The 16,451-nt window shown below is 72.0% G+C and carries 14 protein-coding genes; 8 read left to right on the top strand and 6 right to left on the bottom strand.

The window, feature by feature from the left end; translation table 11 throughout:
• Positions 1-102 precede the first annotated feature (102 nt).
• From ACWCQ6_RS26530 to yczE, 4 genes are all read right to left on the bottom strand, one after another.
• A complete protein-coding gene (locus tag ACWCQ6_RS26530; protein ID WP_007262928.1) occupies positions 103-477 on the bottom strand; it encodes an RNA polymerase-binding protein RbpA in 375 nt (124 codons plus the stop codon).
• A gap of 275 nt (positions 478-752) precedes the next feature.
• Positions 753-2,117 carry an MFS transporter gene (locus ACWCQ6_RS26525; RefSeq protein ID WP_451093244.1) on the bottom strand — a complete coding sequence of 455 codons (1,365 nt, stop codon included), beginning with the start codon at positions 2,115-2,117 and terminating at the stop codon, positions 753-755.
• A gap of 46 nt (positions 2,118-2,163) precedes the next feature.
• Positions 2,164-2,928: a glycerophosphodiester phosphodiesterase gene (locus ACWCQ6_RS26520; protein ID WP_451093242.1), complete on the bottom strand. Its 765-nt coding sequence runs from the start codon at positions 2,926-2,928 to the stop codon at positions 2,164-2,166.
• Positions 2,925-3,662 carry a membrane protein YczE gene (gene yczE, locus ACWCQ6_RS26515; protein WP_451093240.1) on the bottom strand — a complete coding sequence of 246 codons (738 nt, stop codon included), beginning with the start codon at positions 3,660-3,662 and terminating at the stop codon, positions 2,925-2,927. Before yczE ends, ACWCQ6_RS26520 begins: the two co-directional genes overlap by 4 nt.
• A gap of 102 nt (positions 3,663-3,764) precedes the next feature.
• On the opposite strand from yczE, the gene ACWCQ6_RS26510 reads away from it, so the two are divergent.
• On the top strand, positions 3,765-5,264 hold the full coding sequence (locus ACWCQ6_RS26510; RefSeq protein WP_451093238.1) for an SCO1417 family MocR-like transcription factor: 1,500 nt from the start codon (positions 3,765-3,767) through the stop codon (positions 5,262-5,264).
• A 57-nt stretch (positions 5,265-5,321) separates the two neighbouring features.
• On the opposite strand, the gene ACWCQ6_RS26505 is transcribed toward ACWCQ6_RS26510, so the two are convergent.
• The gene (locus ACWCQ6_RS26505) at positions 5,322-6,932 is read right to left on the bottom strand and encodes a hypothetical protein (protein WP_451093237.1); all 1,611 of its coding nucleotides are present in this window, start codon (positions 6,930-6,932) and stop codon (positions 5,322-5,324) included.
• Positions 6,933-6,969: 37 nt separating this feature from the next.
• Positions 6,970-7,164, bottom strand: coding sequence for a hypothetical protein (locus ACWCQ6_RS26500; RefSeq protein WP_123468223.1), 195 nt, complete (start codon positions 7,162-7,164; stop codon positions 6,970-6,972).
• Between the two features lie 313 nt (positions 7,165-7,477).
• Between ACWCQ6_RS26500 and ACWCQ6_RS26495 the strand changes: the two genes are divergently transcribed.
• The 7 genes from ACWCQ6_RS26495 to ACWCQ6_RS26465 all read left to right on the top strand — a co-directional run bounded on the left by ACWCQ6_RS26495 (position 7,478) and on the right by ACWCQ6_RS26465 (position 16,397).
• Positions 7,478-7,870, top strand: a complete 393-nt coding sequence (locus tag ACWCQ6_RS26495) for an ankyrin repeat domain-containing protein (RefSeq protein WP_451093234.1) — start codon at positions 7,478-7,480, stop codon at positions 7,868-7,870.
• A 219-nt stretch (positions 7,871-8,089) separates the two neighbouring features.
• Positions 8,090-9,508: a HEAT repeat domain-containing protein gene (locus tag ACWCQ6_RS26490; protein WP_451093232.1), complete on the top strand. Its 1,419-nt coding sequence runs from the start codon at positions 8,090-8,092 to the stop codon at positions 9,506-9,508.
• A 144-nt stretch (positions 9,509-9,652) separates the two neighbouring features.
• Positions 9,653-9,913: a hypothetical protein gene (locus ACWCQ6_RS26485; protein WP_451093230.1), complete on the top strand. Its 261-nt coding sequence runs from the start codon at positions 9,653-9,655 to the stop codon at positions 9,911-9,913.
• Positions 9,914-10,040: 127 nt separating this feature from the next.
• A complete protein-coding gene (locus tag ACWCQ6_RS26480; protein ID WP_451093228.1) occupies positions 10,041-13,697 on the top strand; it encodes a hydantoinase B/oxoprolinase family protein in 3,657 nt (1,218 codons plus the stop codon).
• An 83-nt stretch (positions 13,698-13,780) separates the two neighbouring features.
• On the top strand, positions 13,781-15,307 hold the full coding sequence (locus ACWCQ6_RS26475) for a hypothetical protein (protein WP_451093226.1): 1,527 nt from the start codon (positions 13,781-13,783) through the stop codon (positions 15,305-15,307).
• Complete coding sequence (locus tag ACWCQ6_RS26470; protein WP_451093224.1) at positions 15,304-15,471, top strand: hypothetical protein; 168 nt, start codon at positions 15,304-15,306, stop codon at positions 15,469-15,471. Before ACWCQ6_RS26475 ends, ACWCQ6_RS26470 begins: the two co-directional genes overlap by 4 nt.
• Entirely contained in the window at positions 15,468-16,397 is a 930-nt protein-coding gene (locus ACWCQ6_RS26465; RefSeq protein WP_451093222.1) for a hypothetical protein, read from the top strand. Before ACWCQ6_RS26470 ends, ACWCQ6_RS26465 begins: the two co-directional genes overlap by 4 nt.
• Positions 16,398-16,451: the final 54 nt, after the last annotated feature.

Here is a 16,451-nt window from a genome sequence, read left to right as displayed (position 1 = left end):
ACGCTCTAGCGATCTGACAAAAAACTCGCCGAGGGGGAGAGCCGACACAAGAGGCGCAGCCCCCCCCCGCGGCTCTGTCGTATTGCGGCGCTACGCGGTCGGTCAGGCGGACTTCCTGCTGTCCCGCGGGTGCACGGCGATGTTCATGGCTCCGGAGCGCAGGACCGCCAGCCTCTCGGCGAGCACTTCCTCCAGCTCCTCGCGTGTGCGCCGCTCCATGAGCATGTCCCAGTGCGTACGCGCAGGCTTGCCCTTCTTCTCCTCGGGGCCATCCCCGTCCACCAGAAGTGCCATGGCGCCGCACGCCTTGCACTCCCACTCCGGCGGAATTTCCGCCTCTACCGAGAACGGCATCTCGAATCGATGTCCGTTCTGGCATGCGTACTCCACCGCCTGGCGCGGGGCCAGATCGATGCCGCGGTCCGTCTCGTAGCTGGTAACCACGAGTCGCGTGCCGCGGAGAGCTCGCTCACTCATGAATCGTGCCTCCCGGGCTTGTCGCCCACAGGACAGGTGTCGCTGTCGTCGTCATCCGGTCAACGTCCGGTCGGCGGTAAAGATTCCCGTTGCCGGTCATGCGTCGCCCGTCGTGCCGCTGCTTTTTCAGGTTTCCCAGGGTTCCAAGTACCCAGCGATGCCCGGTTTGTCACATCTGGCGGAAGTTGTCACCCAACGCTTTGGCTTCTTCCGCTCGCAGTAACGGTCCTCCGGGCAGGCCAAAGGCGTACACTACCGGCCTTTCACTTCGACGTCTAAATACGTTCCGGTACGGGATTGCCCGCGGCCGCCACGGCCCGCCGGATCGGCACCCTTGCGAGCAGCACGGAACCAACCACGAAGAAGATCACCAAGGAGATGATCGCATCCCGGTAGCTGCCGGTCAGCTGATACGCGAGTCCGAACACCAGTGGCCCCAGCCAGCTCAGCCCGCGGTCGCTCATCTCGTACGCGGAGAAGTACTCGGCCTCCTTGCCGCGCGGCACCAGATGGGAGAAGAGCGAGCGCGACAGTGCCTGGCTTCCGCCCAGTACCAGGCCGATCGCCGACGCCAGTGCATAGAAGAAGACCGGCGCTCCGGCGGGGAGGAAGTATCCGGCGACGAGAATCAGCGTCCAGACGACGAGCGAGCCGAGGATCGTGCGCTTCGCGCCGTACGACCGCGCCAGCCGACCCATCCCCAGCGCTCCGGCCACCGCCAGCACCTGCACCAGCAGCACCGCCGTGATCAGGGTCGTCTGGTCGAGGTCCAGCTCCTCCGAGCCGTACACCGAGGCCTGGGAGATCACCGTCTGCACACCGTCGTTGTAGATGAGGTACGCCAGCAGGAAGGAGAGCGTCAGCGGATGGCGGCGCATGTCGCGCAGGGTGGCCAGCAGCTGCCGCCAGCCCGAACCGACCGCCCCCTCGCCGCTCGCCGTCACACGCCGGTCGCGCAGTCGGCGCAGCGGCACCAGCGTGAAGGCACCCCACCACAGGCCGGCCGAAGCGAGACAGATCCGTACCGCGTCGGACTGGGAGAGGCCGAAGGAGTCGTGGCCCGTGTACAGGACCAGGTTCAGGACCAGGACGAGCGCGCCCGAGGTGTAGCCGAAGGCCCAGCCGCGCGAGGAGACCGCGTCCCGCTCCTCCGGCTCGGCGATCTGCGGCAGATACGCGTTGTAGAGCACCATCGAGACCGAGATCGCGGCGTTCGCCACGATCAGCAGGAAGGCACCCAGCAGATAGCGGTGGCCGTCCAGGAAGAACATGCCGGTGGTCGCGGCGGCCCCCGCGTAGGCGGCGGCCGCGAGCAGCGGCTTCTTGCGCCCCGTACGGTCCGCGGCGGCGCCCACGATCGGCATCACGATCACCGCGACCACCACGGACACGGAGACCGCGTAGGCGAACAGCGACCCGGCGCGGACCGGAATGCCGAGCGGGTGCACGAAGCCGTCGGCATCGGCGGCCGCCTTGGCTATCGAGGTGAGATAGGGGCCGATGAAGACCGTCAGGACGCTCGTCGAGTAGACGGAGCAGGCGAAGTCGTAGAAATACCAGCCGCGTTGTTCACTTCTGCGGCTCGCGGCAGCGGCGGAATCCGCAGTCGGTTCCGTCGGTTCAGCGGTCTCGGCGCTCAACCCGCACCCCCTCGTCTCTCCCCGTGAAGACCCGGCACGGCCGGCGTCAGGCCCAGGCCCCCCGCTCGCTCAACACCGTGCGCAGCGTCTCGATGTGATCGGTCATGATGCCATCCACGCCGAGATCGAGGAGCGCCGCCATCCGCTCGGGCTCGTTCACGGTCCAGACGTGCACCTGGAGCCCGCGCGCGTGAGCCTCGCGCACGAAGCGCCGGTCGACCACCCGGACGCCGTTCTGGCTCTCCGGTACCTGCGCGCACACCGCGCCCGCCCGCAGCGCGGCCGGAATCCCGTACGAGCGCAACCGCAGCCCGAGCACGCCCCGGACACCGTAGGAAGTGGCGAGCCGGGGGCCCGCCAGCCGGTGGGCCCTGGCGACCCGGGCCTCCGAGAACGAGCCGACGCACACCCGGTCCCAGGCGTTCGTGCGGCGGATCAGCTCGACCAGCGGGACCAGCGCGGACGCGGCCTTGATGTCGACGTTCCAGCGGGCCTCGGGGAAGGTCTCCAACAGCTCCTCGAACAGGGGCAGCGGCTCCCGGCCCGCCACCCTGGCCCGTCGCACCTCGCTCCACGGCAGCTCGGCTATCCGGCCGCGGGCGTCCGTCACCCGGTCCAGGGTGGCGTCGTGGAAGGCGACCAGGCGGCCGTCCGAGGTGGAGTGCACATCGGTCTCGAAGTAGCGGTACCCGGCGTCGGCGGCCCGGCGGAACGCGGCCGTGGTGTTCTCGATCCCGTCCGCCGCACCGCCTCGGTGGGCGAAGGGGATCGTCGCGGGATGGTCCAGATAGGGATGGCGTACGGAGGTCACTGCGGAAGTATCGCCTGCTCCGGTGTCCGGGGAGTGACGGCGCTGTCGCCGTCGTCCGGCGCGAGCGCGACGGCGCCCTGGCCGGCGGCCCCGGTCTCCCCGCCGTCGCCGCTCTTCGCCACCGGCTTCCCGCCGACCGCGAAGAAGCGCAGGAAGAACTGGGCGAGCGGGCCGATGGCCAGGGCGTACACGACCGTGCCCGCCCCGAGGGTGCCGCCGAGCAGGAAACCGGTCACCACGACCGCCACCTCGATCAGCGTCCGCACCAACCGGATGGAGCGGCCGGTGCGCAGATGCAGTCCGGTCATCAGCCCGTCGCGGGGACCCGGGCCGAACCGCGCCGCGATGTACAGCCCCGTGGCGACGCCGTTGACCACGACCCCCGCGGCCATCACGGTGGTCTGCGCGGCGAGACCGTGCACGCCGGGTATGAGCGCGAGCGTGCCGTCCATGGCGATGCCGACGGCGAAGACATTGGAGACCGTGCCCAGGCCCGGACGCTGCCTGAGCGGGATCCACAGCAGCAGGACGGCGGCGCCGACGATGATCGAGACGACCCCGATGGACAGACCGGTGCGCTCGGCGAGCCCCTGATGCAGTACGCCCCAGGGTTCGAGCCCCAGACCGGCGCGGACCAGGAGCGCGGAGCTGGCCCCGTACAGCGCGAGACCGGCGTACAGCTGGATCAGTCGACGGGTGAGGTGAGCCCCGCGAGGGGCGGTGGCGTCGGACAAGAGATGCCCCCTGGAGTGGTGACGGTGGACTGCCGCGTGTCACTCTGTGGCAGGGGATTGGCTGCCAACTATGGCCAATCAGAGGAAGGTGGACTGATTTTCATGGCTCAGTGGACTTCGGCGGTGGGCGCGGCGCAGCTCGCCCGGCAGCTCCAGGCCCAACAGCCCCGGCCCGCCGTTCCGGGCGCCCGCAGGCCGCCCGCCTATCGTGCGCTGGCCGACGGGATCCGCCTGCTCGTCCTCGAAGGCCGGGTGCCGGTCGCCGCCAGGCTCCCCGCCGAACGCGAGCTGGCGCTCGCTCTCTCCGTCAGCCGCACCACCGTCGCCGCCGCGTACGAGGCGCTGCGGACCGAGGGGTTCCTGGAGTCCCGCAGGGGAGCCGGCAGCTGGACCGCCGTGCCCGCCGGGAACCCGCTGCCCGCACGTGGTCTGGAACCGCTGCCCCCGGAGTCCCTCGGCTCGATGATCGACCTGGGCTGCGCCTCGCTGCCCGCGCCCGAGCCATGGCTGACCCGGGCGGTCCAGGGCGCCATCGAGGAACTCGCGCCGTACGCCCACACCCACGGCGACTACCCGGCCGGGCTGCCCGCGCTGCGGCAGATGATCGCCGACCGTTACACCGGGCGCGGCATCCCGACCATGCCCGAGCAGATCATGGTCACCACCGGCGCAATGGGCGCGATCGATGCGATCTGTCATCTCTTCGCGGGCCGCGGCGAGCGGATCGCGGTGGAGTCCCCGAGCTATGCCAACATCCTGCAGTTGATGCGGGAGGCGGGTGCCCGGCTGGTACCGGTGGCGATGGAGGAGGGGCTTCGCGGCTGGGACATGAACCGGTGGCGGCAGGTGCTGCGGGACGCGGCGCCGCGGCTCGCCTATGTCGTCGCCGACTTCCACAACCCCACCGGAGCGCTGGCCGACGAGGACCGACGGCGTGCACTGGTGGACGCGGCCCGTTCCGCGGGTACGGTCCTGGTCGTCGACGAGACCATGAACGAGCTCTGCCTCGATCCCGATGTGCGGATGCCGCGCCGGGTCTGCGCCTTCGACCCGGCGGGCTCCACCGTGATCACGGTCGGATCGGCGAGCAAGGCCTTCTGGGCGGGCATGCGGATCGGCTGGGTGCGCGCCGCCCCGGACGTGATCCGCAGCCTGGTCGCCGCCCGCGCCTACGCCGACATGGGCACACCCGTCCTCGAACAGCTCGCCGTGAACTGGCTGATGCGCACCGGCGGCTGGGAGGAGGCCGTACAGGTCCGGCGCGAGCAGGCGCGGGAGAACCGGGACGCGCTCGTCTCCGCGGTCCGCCGGGAGCTGCCCGGCTGGGAGTTCTCCGTTCCGCTCGGCGGCCTGACGCTCTGGGTGCGGACCGGCGGCCTTTCCGGCTCCCGGCTGGCGGTGGCCGGGGAGCGGGTCGGGGTGCGAGTCCCGTCCGGACCCCGGTTCGGGGTCGACGGCGCCTTCGAGGGGTACGTACGGCTGCCGTTCACGGTCGCGGGGCCGGTCGCGGACGAGGCGGCGGTACGGCTCGCGGCGGCGGCGCAGCTGGTCGGCTCGGGGGCGGCCGCGGGGGCCGAGGCGCCGCGGACGTTCGTCGCCTGACCCGAGACGGGCGCGGGGTGACGGACCGCCGGTCCCTCACCCCGCGAGCGCGTCCGCTCAGTCGGTGACCGCCATCCCCTCGACCGCCATGGTCACGGAGCGCGGCAGCACCGGCTCCGGAACGCCCGGTGCGGCCGGCACGGCAGCCTCGACGGCCGGCTCCTGCCGCTCGGGGAGCAGCCCGAGGACCGCCTGCCGCTCCGCCTCGCCGGTCGCCTCGTCGTACGGATCGGGCGTGGCCGGGACCTGGAGCCGGAGCACCGGGCCGGTGCCGAGCCGTGCGTATCCGCGGCCGGGCGGGACATCGGCGGCCGGGGTGGTGTGCGGCTCGGTGCCGAGCACCGACTCCACCTGCTCGTGGGAGCACTGGCCGAGCACGACCCGGGCCCGGCAGTGCGTGCGCACGGTCTCGCCGAGGGTGTCCAGGCTGTCGAACTCATCGGTCAGCACCACGGTCACGTTGGCCGCCCTGCCGTGCCGCAGTGGCACCTGGAGCAGCCCCTGCGGATCGGGCCTGCCGTCGGCGGCGGCCAGATGGCCGAGGGCACCGGGCCGGTCGAGCAGGATCCAGAGCGGGCGCCTGATGTCGTCGGGCACGGGATGGCCGGCCTGCCGGGCCCGGTTCGCGGCGATCAACCGCCGCTCCGTCTCGTGGGCGGCCCACTCCAGGGTTGCCAGTGCGCCGGCCAGTGCGCACTCGACGGCCAGCACGCCGTCCCGCCCGGTCAGGCAGGCGTACTCGCCGGTGCCGCTGCCTTCGACGATCAGGATGTCGCCGTGCTGGAGTGCCTGCAGGGCGATGGAGCGCATCAGGGTGGTGGTGCCGCTGCCGGGCTGCCCGATCACCAGCAGGTGCGGCTCGGTGGAGCGGGCGCCGGTCCGCCAGACGACCGGAGGGGCGTCGCGGGTCGTGTCGCCGTCGTGCACCGGAACGGTGCGCTGCACCGCGTCGCCGTCGGTGAAGCCCAGTACCGTCTCGCCGGGGGCGGTGACGAAGCGCTGGGCGCCGATCGAGGTGGGCAGGGCGCCGAGGACGCTCATGACCAGCTGGTTGCCCTCCTCGTCCCAGGCGAAATGGTATTCGCGGCCGCGGCCGGACTTGGCGTGCAGCAGCCGCTCGATCCGGGCACGGGAGGCGGCCTCGCTGTCGGTGAAGTAGGCGGGGTACGTCACCTGGAGACGGGTCGGCCGCCCGTCGCCGTCGAACTCGTAACCGCTGAAGGTCTTCTCCCAGTCGCCGCCGTGGGAGAACAGCGGTTCGGGGTCCTCGGCCACCGAGAAGTACGGCACGAGCGCCTCGTACAGCGAGCGCAGCCGTGCGGTCCCGGCCTCGTCGGGGCCGGTCTTCGCGGGGGTCCGCTCCCGCCCCGTCCAGGCGGCCGCACCCATCACCGTGACGAGGGCGATCAGGCCCCCGTACGGCATGAGCGCGAACGCGAGTACGCAGGCCGCGACGAGGAACAGCGTGGGGCCACGCTTGTCCTTGGGTGTCGCGGCCCACTTCTGCCATCCGGCTCCGGCCAGCAGCCGCAGACCACGAGTGATCGTGATCAGCGGATGGAGGACGTCCGTGGCGTTGTCGGCGGCCGTGCGCGCGAACTCGCGACTGCGAGTGATCGAGGCGCTGCCGCTGCTCAGCAGAATGCGGGGGAGTGGTCGCCGGGCCACGTCGGCCTCCTGAAGGGGTGGGAGCGGTCGCGGAGGGTCAGAACTTGATCCCGCCCAGGAGGCCGGCGAGACTCGCGCCGCCCGCGGTGATACTCGGTGCGATGGCGGTGCCTGCCAGATAGAAGCCGAACAGGGCAGTGATGAGGGCGTGCGAGGCCTTGAGGCCGTCCTTCCTGAAGAACAGGAAGACGATGATGCCGAGGATGACGACGCCTGACATGGACAGGATCATGACTGGTTCTCCTGGTTGGGGGGACGGTCACCATGAGTTCTTCCAGGTTCACCAGAAGTATCTATACGATAAAAGCTGCAATTGAGTGAAAAGTCGCTATTTTCACTTGAATGGCCGTGTGAGTGATCCCGATGAGGCGGAACATCCGGCGTCGCGCACCGTTCCGCCGCACCATTCGTGATCCTGTGCCTCGGGTGGGCCAGGCCAAGTGCCTGGCCGGGCAGTACCCTGTCGGTTCACTCGTACGGCCCCCACGGCGTACGCCCCGGCAGGTCGACAGTGGTGAAACCGGTTGATGGAAGGCGGTCCTCCGATGAGCGAAACACCCGATCCCGAGGTGGTCGAGCTGGCGACGAAGGTCTTCGACCTCGCCCGTCGCGGTGAGACCGACGCGCTCGCCGCGTACGTCGACGCCGGCGTCCCCGCCAACCTCACCAACGACCGGGGCGATTCGCTGCTGATGCTCGCCGCCTACCACGGGCATGCCGCCGCCGTCACGGCCCTCGTCGGCCGGGGCGCCGACCCGGACCGGGCCAACGACCGCGGGCAGACACCGCTCGCCGGTGCCGTTTTCAAGGGCGAGAACGCGGTGATCGAGGCGCTGCTCTCCGCAGGTGCCGATCCGGCCGCCGGAACGCCCTCCGCCCTCGACACGGCTCGCATGTTCGGCAACGCCGACCTGCTGGAACTCTTCGGCTCCCGCTGACCGGGTACGCCGTAAATGTGGTCGCGGTGGCGAAATGGCTGGGTCATCATGACGTCGCGGGCCCGGCTCCGGGCCACCGACGAGAGGCAGAGGAAGATGGTCTACACCAAGCAGAAGACGGCGGTCGGCCGATCATGTTGCTGCGCGGCGTAGTGCCCACCCGGCACTTGGAACTGCACAGTCCCGGTTGCGTCGACAGCTTGATGTGAGGCTTTTTCCATGTTCGATCCGTTCATAGCGCCGAGCGGCACCCTGCTCGGTCTGCTGCAGAGGGGCCGCGGCGACGGCACGCTCCACGCACTCGCCGCACCGCGCCCCGAGGCCCTGGCGGCTCTCAACCACTGCGTCCTGAGCGATCCGCGCCACGACTGGCAGGTGGAGAACCGCTCGCTCTACTACGCGCGCCTGTATCTCGATCTCGACGGCGGCATCGAAGAGATCGAGCGGCACCTGTGCGATCCCGACGACCATTTCGACACCGACGACTCGCGCACCGGGCTGGCCCTCGCCGTGCTCGGCCACCTCGCCTCGTACGGACGCGGCGACGCCCTGGCCCTGCTGCGGCGGTACGCCGCGACCGGCGCCAACTGGGCCTGGGCCCTCGACGAGCTCGCCCTGCGCGACGACGACGCGGGGCTCCGTGCCCTCGCCGTACCCGTGCTCGGCCGGTTCCCGGCCACCGAGGAGGGCGCCGCCGAGCTGGTCGCCGCCGTACGTGACGCCTACGAACCCCGCCCCTGGCGGCTCTGGGCGGACGACCCGCGCGACGCGGTCGGCGCCAGGGTCCGAGCCGCCTCGGAACAGGGTTCGTTCGACCGCTGGCAGCGCCAGCTGCGACCGGGCGGCCCCCGTCCGGGCTGGAGCGTCCAGGCGGTCTTCGACTGGGCCCAGCAGGGACTCGAACGCGGCAGCACCCTCCATCTGCCGGCCGCCCGCTGCCTCACCGCCGTCGCGGGCCCCGAGGACCGGCCCACGATCGTCGAGGCCGCCCGCAGTGGTCCGGAGGGCGCACGCTGTGCCGCGCTGCACTACCTGGCGGAGGCCAAGGACCCGGTCGTGCTCGACCTGATCGAGGCCGCAGCCGTCAGCGCCTCCCGCACCGTCGCCGACGCGGCCGTCGCCGCCTTCGAGCGGATGTGCGGCGACGCGGCGGTGGACCGCGCCCGGTGCTGGGCCCGGCGGCCCGACGCGCTCGGCGCCTCCGCGGCGGGTGTGCTCGCCTGCCGGGGCGGTGCCCAGGACGCACCGCTGGTCCTCGGCGCACTCCGCGAGGCCGTACGGGGCGAGGGACCGGACGCACCACGCCTGTGGACCCTCGTCGACGGCGCGGGACGGCTCGGCATCGCCTGCGCCGCCCCCGTGCTGCGGCACGTCTACCGGGAGACCTCCTCCTCGCACCTGCGCGGCCGGGCGGCCCGCGCACTGGCCGCCACCGACCCCTCCTTCGCCACCGGATTCGCCGTCGAATGCCTGTGGGACTGCGAGGAGACCACCCGCGAGGTCGCCGCACTCCACGCGGAGACCGGCGACATCAGGGTCGCCGAGCGACTTCGCCGCCTCGCCGCCGACCCGGCCGAGGAGGCCGAGGTGCAGACGGCGGTACGCAGCCGGATCGGGCCCGACACCCCCGCGGTCTGACCGAGTACGAACAGCGACGCGCGTCGGGGGCGCGCGGCGCGCACGGGCGGGCCCGAAACCCGGCTCGAACGCTCACGGGACGTTCCCCGCGGGCGGAAAGATCCAAGTCGGCCCGGTCACGCCGGGCGTGGCGACGACACGCACATGCGTGTCGTCATCGTCACCGAATCCTTCCCGCCCGATGCCGACGGCGTGGCCCACCGCACCCTCCGGACGGCCCGGCATCTCGCCGGCCGCGGCCACGAACCGCTCGTCATCGCCGGCGTGACGACCACGTCCCGTCCGGACCGCTCCGATCCCTCCGGCACCTTCGAGGCCGACGCCCCCTGCCCCGTGGTACGCGTCCCCTCCCTCCTCCTGCCGGCTGTCCCCGGATCCGGGCCGCGCTGCCCAGCCGCCGGCTGACCGCAGCCCTCGACCGGCCGCCCGCCGAGGAGGCCCTGCGGAGCGCGCCGGCCGCCGTACAGCCGACCGGCGCCCGGCGGGCCGTGCCGTCCGAGCCGTCACCCGTGCCGCGGGTCAGTATGGAGGGATGACCGGACGCTGGGAGTTCTGGATCGACCGGGGCGGGACGTTCACCGATGTCGTGGGCCGGGATCCCGGTGGGCACCTGGTCACCCGCAAGCTGCTCTCCCACGACCCGGACCGCTACCGCGACGCCGCCGTGGCCGGAATCCGGGCGCTGCTCGGCCTCGGCCCCGGCGACCCGGTCCCCGCCGACCGGGTCGCCGCGGTGCGGATCGGCACCACGGTCGCCACCAACGCCCTGCTGGAGCGGCACGGGGAGCCGACCGTCCTGGTCATCACGGAAGGCTTCCGGGACGCCCTGCGGATCGCCTACCAGAACCGGCCGCGGCTCTTCGACCGCCGCATCCTGCTGCCCGAGGCCGTGTACGAGCGGGTGATCGAGGTCCCCGAGCGGATCGACGCCCACGGCCGGGTCGTCACCCCGCTGGACCGGGCGGCGGTCACCGAAGGGCTCAGGGCCGCCCGCGCCGACGGACTGCGCAGCGCCGCCGTCGTCCTGATGCACGGCTACCGTCACCCCGGACACGAGAACGCCGTGGCCGACGCGGCCCGCGAGGCGGGCTTCACCCAGGTCAGCTGCTCGCACGAGGTGAGCCCGCTGATCAAGCTCGTACCGCGCGGCGACACCACCGTCGTCGACGCCTACCTCTCACCGATCCTGCGCCGGTACGTCGAGGAGGTCGCCGGTGAACTCGACGGCATCCGGCTGATGTTCATGCAGTCCAACGGCGGGCTGCGCGAGGCCTCCCACTTCCGGGGCAAGGACGCGGTGCTCTCCGGGCCGGCCGGCGGTGTGGTCGGCATGGCCCGCACCTCCGAACAGGCCGGATTCCGCCGGGTCATCGGCTTCGACATGGGCGGAACGTCCACCGATGTGTCCCACTACGCAGGCGAGTTCGAGCGCGAGTTCGGCACCCAGGTCGCCGGTGTGCGGATGCGTGCCCCGATGATGAGCATCCACACCGTCGCGGCCGGCGGCGGTTCCGTCCTGCACTTCGACGGCCGGCGCCACCGGGTCGGCCCCGACTCGGCTGGCGCGATCCCCGGCCCGGCCTGCTACCGGCGCGGCGGCCCGCTGACCGTCACCGACGCCAATGTGATGCTCGGCCGGATCCAGCCCGCGCACTTCCCCGCCGTCTTCGGACCGGACGGCGACCTCCCGCTCGACGCCGACCTGGTCCGTGAACGCTTCGACGCGCTCGCCCAGGACGTAAGGCGTGCCACCGGAACACGGCGCACGGCCGCCGAGACCGCCGCCGGCTTCCTGGAGATCGCCGTGCTCAACATGGCGAACGCGGTCAAGAAGATCTCCGTGCAGCGCGGGCACGACATCACGCGCTACGCCCTGACCGGCTTCGGCGGCGCCGGTGGCCAGCACGTCTGCGCCGTCGCCGACTCCCTGGGCATCGACACCGTCCTCGTACCGCCGCTGGCCGGCGTGCTGTCCGCGTACGGCATCGGTCTCGCCGACGCCACCGCGATGCGCGAGCAGTCGGTGGAGGCGGAACTGAACGAGTCGACCCGGACCGAGGTGGGCGAACTCTGCGACGAACTGGCCGCCCGGACCCGCGCCGAACTGCGCGCCGACGCCGTCCCCGACAGCGCGATCAGCACCCGTGCCCGCGTGCTGCTGCGCTACGCCGGTACGGATTCGAGTCTCGCCGTCGACCTGGCCACCGCGCCCGCCATGGCCGAGGCGTTCACCGCCGGGCACCGGGCGCGCTACGCGTTCACCATGGACAAGCCCCTGATCGTCGAGGCGGTCTCGGTCGAGGCGACCGGAACGGCCGACCGGCACGAGCCACCCCCGGCCGGCTCCACGCCCCGCGCGGGCACCGAGCCCCGACCGCGCGACACCGTGCGGATGTTCGCAGACGGCCGGTGGCAGGACACCGCGCTCCACCGCCGCGAGGAACTGCGTACCGCGGACACCGTGACCGGTCCCGCCGTGATCGCCGAGGCGGACGCCACCACCGTCGTCGACCCGGGCTGGCAGGCCGCTCTCGTCGACACCGGCCATCTGCTGCTCACCCGGGCCCGCCCGCGCCCGGACCGCACGGCCGTCGGCACCCGGGTCGACCCCGTCATGCTGGAGGTCTTCAACAACCTCTTCATGTCGATCGCCGAGCAGATGGGAGTACGCCTGGAGAACACGGCGCACTCCGTCAACATCAAGGAGCGGCTCGACTTCTCCTGCGCGCTCTTCGACGCGGACGGCAATCTGATCGCCAACGCCCCGCATATTCCCGTCCACCTCGGCTCGATGGGGGAGTCCATCAAGGAGGTGCTGCGGCGCAACGGCGGCACGATGCGTCCCGGCGACGCGTACGCCATCAACGATCCGTACCACGGGGGAACCCACCTGCCCGACGTGACCGTGGTGACCCCGGTGTTCGACGGGTCCGACGGCGAGCGGCCGGAGCTGCGCTTCCTCGTGGCCTCACGCGGACATCACGCCGAGATCGGTGGCATCACCCCCGGCTCCATGCCCGCCTTCAGCCGCACCATCCACGAGGAGGGCGTGCTGTTCGACAACTGGCTGCTGGTACGCGACGGCAGGTTCCGCGAGGACGAGACGCGTGAGCTGCTCACCACCGCCGCGTACCCCTCCCGCGACCCGGAGGCCAACCTCGCCGACCTGCGCGCCCAGATCGCCGCCAACGAAAAGGGCATTGCCGAACTCCGCCGCATGGTCGAGCAGTTCGGGCCCGACGCCGTCGCCGCGTACATGGGGCACGTGCAGGACAACGCCGAGGAGTCCGTCCGCCGGATCATCGCCGAACTGCACGACGGCGCCTGCCGCTACGAGACCGACAACGGCGCGGTCATCGAGGTCGCCCTCACCGTGGACCGTGCCGCCCGCTCCGCGGTCATCGACTTCACCGGCACCTCGCCGCAGCAGCGGGGCAACTTCAACGCACCGAAATCCGTGGTCATGGCGGCCGTGCTGTACGTCTTCCGGACCCTGGTCGCCGAGGACATCCCTCTTAACAGCGGCTGCCTCAAGCCCCTGGAGGTCCGGATTCCGGAGGGCTCCATGCTGGCCCCCGTCCACCCGGCGGCCACCGTCGCGGGAAACGTGGAGACGTCCCAGGCCGTCACCGGCGCCCTGTACGCGGCCCTCGGCATCCAGGCCGAGGGCTCGGGCACGATGAACAACCTCACCTTCGGCAACGAACGTGTCCAGTACTACGAGACGGTGGCGAGCGGCTCGGGCGCGGGCGACGGCTTCGACGGTGCCGACGCCGTGCAGACCCATATGACCAACTCCCGCCTCACCGACCCCGAAGTCCTCGAATGGCGCTACCCCGTCCTGCTGGAGAGCTTCCGGGTGCGCGAGGGCAGCGGGGGAGGCGGGCGCTGGCACGGCGGCTGCGGCGTGGAGCGGCGCATCCGCTTCCTGGAACCCGTCACCGTGGCACTGCTCTCCGGCCACCGCCGGATCCCGCCGTACGGCATGGCGGGCGGTGAACCCGGCGCACCGGGCGACCAGCACATCGAGCACCCGGACGACCGGGCGGCCACATTGCTGCGCGGCTGCGACACGGCCGAGCTGGAGCCGGGCGACGTACTGGTGCTGCGCACACCGGGCGGAGGGGGATACGGAACCCCGGAGCAGGGCCGTGACGGCAGTGCGGAAAGCGGCGGGGAACGGCCGTGACACCGTTGCCGACCAGCCGCGGGCCAGGGGTCGCTTCTGCGTCGTTTCGACCGTTGTCAGGGTGAGGACCTAATCTGTGCACCGTGACTTCGCCTGCCTACACGGACAACGCTGCGCCCCAGCTCAGCGCGGGGCCGCGGCCCGCCCCGGGCCCGGCCGCCGACGAGGGGCTCTCGCGGCGGCTGCGCGCGCTCGCCTGCACGGCGCCGCTGCACGACCTCGATGTGCGCAAGGCGAATCTGGCCGGTGAGTACACGGTCTACGCGATGGCCGAGGTCGCCCTCGCCGCGATCGACCTCGTCACCCTCAACATGGACTTCGACACGGGGGCCGACCACGACCAGATAGTGGCCAGACTGCTTCCCCGCGTCGCCGCCCAGGCCCCCGGCCGCCCCGTGGCCGAGCACGAGCGGGTCGCACGCTGGGTGCTGGAGAACCTGATCAATGTCGGCAGCGTGGACCGCGGATTCCGGGCGGTGTACGGCACTTTCGGCCCCGACGGGGTGTACGTCCGCAGGGACTACGACTTCAAACTGATCGAAGAGGTCCCGGGATACGGCGGCACCGTCTACCTCCGCGCCACCGACGAAGCGGTCAACGTCCTGGTGGGCGCCCTCGACACGGACGTCACCAGCGCCCAGATCGCCGCCGAGGTGAAGCTGGAGGTCCTCATCAGCCGCGGCCGCCTCGCGGACGCACAGCTCGCCGCCGAACAGGCCCGCTACCGCACCGTGCAGTACGCCGAGACCCTCCGCAAGACGCTGGAGGCCACCCGGCGCAACGTCCGCGCGGTCGACTGGCTCAACGCGGTCCCCGACATGATCGCCGAAGCGCTGGACCACGTCGCCGACCGTTACCGCCACGAGAACGCGATCCTCACCAACATCCGCAAGGCGCGCGACGAGGCGGAGGAGCCGGAGCACAAGCGCCGCGCCGCCGAGCTCGTCGACATCGTCAAGGACTGCATCCGCCGCCACACCCAGCTGCAGTCCCGCCTGCTGGAGGCCGGGCCGCTGTTCCGCGCCGAACAGGACCGGCAGGCCTTCGCCACCCCCACGGCCCGCGCGGGCCTCGATCTGTACGGGCAGCTGGTCGCCCCGCTGCTGCCGCTCCCCGTCGAACAGGCGATCCGTGTCACCGACGCCTTCTTCGCCCGCGGCACCGGCCTGCGCACCCCCACCTCGGTACGGGTCGGCGACCTCGTCGACATGCTGCTCACCCCGCCCCTGGAGCGCGAACACCTGGGCGCCGAGATGCCCGAGCCCGATCTGATCGCCACCCCCGACGACAGCAGGTTCAGCGAGGAGCAGCTCGCGAGCGCCATGGAGCTCCTGGACCTGGAACACGACGCCCCGCGGCGCCTGTCCGGACTCCTCGCCGAGGCCCGGCTCCGCGATCCCGAACTGCCCTACCTGGTCGCCCTGCTCGCGGTGCACGCCGCGAGCCCGCCGGTCGGCACCGCCTACCGGCAGGGAGAACAGCGCCTGCTGTTCTCCGTCGACGACGGCACGCAGCTCGACGACTTCGAGTTCGGCGGCGCTGACCTGATCGTGGGCACGGCCCTGCTGGACGCGGCCGGAATGGCCGCCGACCGCACGGAGTCGTCATGACCGGCGCGGTGCGCACGGCACACCGCACGCGGATCCTTCAGACCCCCGCCGGTACCCACGCCGCGGGCACCGACCGGACCGCGGCGCCCCGTACGGACACCGCGAGAGCCGACGCCGTCCACCCCGTACCGCAGAGTTTCCGCAGCAAGGAGCGACAGTCGTGAGCGACCACCGCGCACAGCACACCGACGCGTGGGGCGAGCCGACCACCGGGTACGCGACCGAGAGCGCGGGGCCCGCCGAGCCGGTGGGCCCCCCGGCCACCGCGCCCGTCACCCCGGCCGACGCGGCCGACGCCGCCCGGCTCGTCGCCTTCGGCCTCCAGCCCAAGCTGCTGCCCGCACGCGACGCCGAATACGCCGAACTGCTGCGCCGCTACCGGGAGGAGCCCGCCTTCGCCCGGCTCGCCGACGCCGTGGCGACCGGGCTCGGCCTGGTCGTCCTGGAGGTGTCCACGCGCGCGGGCATGGCCGTGACCGCCGGCGAGGACTCGGTCTTCGCGGTCCGTATGGGCGACTACGCCCGCCGCGCCTCGTCCGACTCCGCCGACCGCTTCCTGCACGGGCTCGCACACCTGGCCGTCGCCGCGATGGCCTTCCCCCGCCCCGAGGACCTCGCCGACGACGCGTACATCGGCCGGATCACGGTCAACGGCGTCGACTCGTTCGTCCGCCAGGCATGCAACCGCCTGGCGGAGCGCGCCGAGGAGCACGGCGACAACACCGACCCGGCCACCGACGCCCCCGGACTCGAAGCGGCCTGGCGGATCTACGCCCGGCGCAGCTCCACCGGCGCCACCAAGGACGCCCGGCGACTGGCCGGCTCCACCACCGGCATCGTCGGCAAGGCCGTCGCCTTCCTCACCGACTCCGGCTTCCTCCAGCGCACCGGGGACGACGCCGGGGGAGCCTTCCGTACCACCGCCCGCTACCAGCTCCAGGTCCGCGACATGGCCGGCAGCGCCGCCATGGCCGAACTGCTGGACCTCGGCGTCGTACCGGTCACCGACGGCACGGCGACGCTGCTGCCGCCGCCCGGAGCCGACGACCTGGAGCTGGTCGACGACGCCGGTCTGCCCTTCCACGCCTGACCGCACCGCCCCGCCACCCGCCCTCTCCCTCCCGCTGCCTGAACGACGAGAGTC

The organism is Streptomyces sp. NPDC001880 (assembly GCF_053594575.1).
Note: the sequence above shows the minus strand (reverse complement) of the source record. Positions and strands in the feature narration are given on the sequence as shown.